Genomic DNA, 1,650 nt, shown 5'->3' with positions numbered 1-1,650 from the left:
TACCCCCCGACCACGAGGTCCCCGGCCCGCACCATCCCCGCGAACGCCGGGTCGTAGTTCTCCATCACCACGCGCGCCATGTCCTGCGGCGTCATGTCCTCGCGGTAGGTGTAGTCCTTCCCGTAGATGCCGTCGGTGTTCAGGTTGTCCTGCGGCAGGAACAGCGCGCGCCCTTCGACGATGGCCGGGAACCCGTCGAGGATCTCCACCGCGCCGGCCGCATGCCCCTTGCCCCCCGCCACGAAGGCGTACGGCGGCAGCGCCGCGGCGAACCCTTCGGGCCCGGCGAGCTTCCCCGCGATCGGCGACGCAGCCACGACCGCCGGGCTGGCCAGGTAGCACTGCGCGTCGCGCGAGCCCATCCGGCCCTTGAAGTTGCGGTTGGTGGCCGAGATGCCGACCTCGCCGGCCTCGAGCAGGCCCGTGCCCAGCCCGATGCAGGGGCCGCAGCTGGGCGGCAGCGCCTTGGCCCCGGTGTCCAGCAGCGCCTGCCAGATGCCGAGCTGCTTGGCCTGGTTCTCCACGAACTGGCTGGCCGCGGCGATGTAGAAGTCGACGCCCGGGGCCACCTTGTGGCCCAGCATGACGTCGGCGGCGGCCTTGAGGTCCTCCAACCGCGAGTTGACGCAGGACAGCAGGTAGGCCTTGTGGATCTTGATGTCGCGGGCCATCAGGTCGGACAGGGGCGCGCTCTTCTGCACGGTGTCCGGCCCGGCCACGTGCGGCGCGACCAGCGACAGGTCCAGCGTGATCACGCCTGCGTAGACCGCGTCGCGGTCGGAGGTCAGGGGGTGGCGCTTCCACAGGTTGAGGCGGGCGTCGTCGATGCGGTCGTCGATGCCCTGCACCGCCAGGATGGCCTGGCGCTTCTCCAGGAAGTCGATCGTGATGTCGTCGCAGGGGAACCAGCCGACCAGGGCGCCCCACTCGGTGGTCATGTTGGCGATGGTCATGCGCGCGTCCATGCTCAGGCTCGCCACGCCCGGCCCCGCGAACTCGATGGCGGCATTGAGGACCTCGTCGCGGTTGTACTGGCCGCAGAGCGTCAGGATCACGTCCTTGCCCGTCACCCCGGTGCGCAGCTCGCCCTCGAGCACGACCTTGACCGTGCGCGGGATCTGCCACCAGAAGCGCCCGGTGGCCCACAGGCAGGCGGCGTCGGTGCGCACCACCGGCGTGCCGACCGCGCCCACGGCGCCGTACATGTTCGAGTGGCTGTCGCTGGCCACGCAGAAGCCGCCCGGCTGCACGTAACCGTTCTCGATCATCACCTGGTGGCCGATGCCGGTGCCGGCGGGGTAGAAGTCGATGTCCTGCGCGCGCGCGAAGGCCTCGATCTTGGCGTACTTCGCCAGGTTGCCGTCGCTGCGGTTCTGGATGTCGTGGTCCAGGGCGAAGACCGGCTGGCGCGCGTCGTGCACCTTGCCGACGCCCAGCTTCTCGAACTTCTGCAGCACCGCCGAGGTATTGTCATGGGTCATCACGTGGTCGGGGATCAGCGTGACGAAATCGCCGGCGTGCAGCTCGGCACCCCGGGCCAGATCCACGGCGTGGGCCTGCGTGATCTTCTCGATGACGGTCTGGGCCATGACGTCCTCCCGCGGGCGGGCTGCCGCAGATGGGGGTGTTCCGGGGTCCGAAGCGGTGGGA

At 69.9% G+C, this 1,650-nt stretch carries 1 protein-coding gene; it reads right to left on the bottom strand.

The window, feature by feature from the left end:
• The coding region (gene lysF / locus Q7W29_09075; protein MDO9171969.1) for a homoaconitase at positions 1–1,589 on the bottom strand (1,589 nt) is incomplete at its 3' end.
• Positions 1,590–1,650: the final 61 nt, after the last annotated feature.

It is taken from the genome of bacterium (genome assembly GCA_030654305.1).
In the GTDB taxonomy this organism is placed as follows: Bacteria; Krumholzibacteriota; Krumholzibacteriia; order LZORAL124-64-63; family LZORAL124-64-63; genus PNOJ01.
This window is presented reverse-complemented; position numbering and strand designations above follow the sequence as displayed.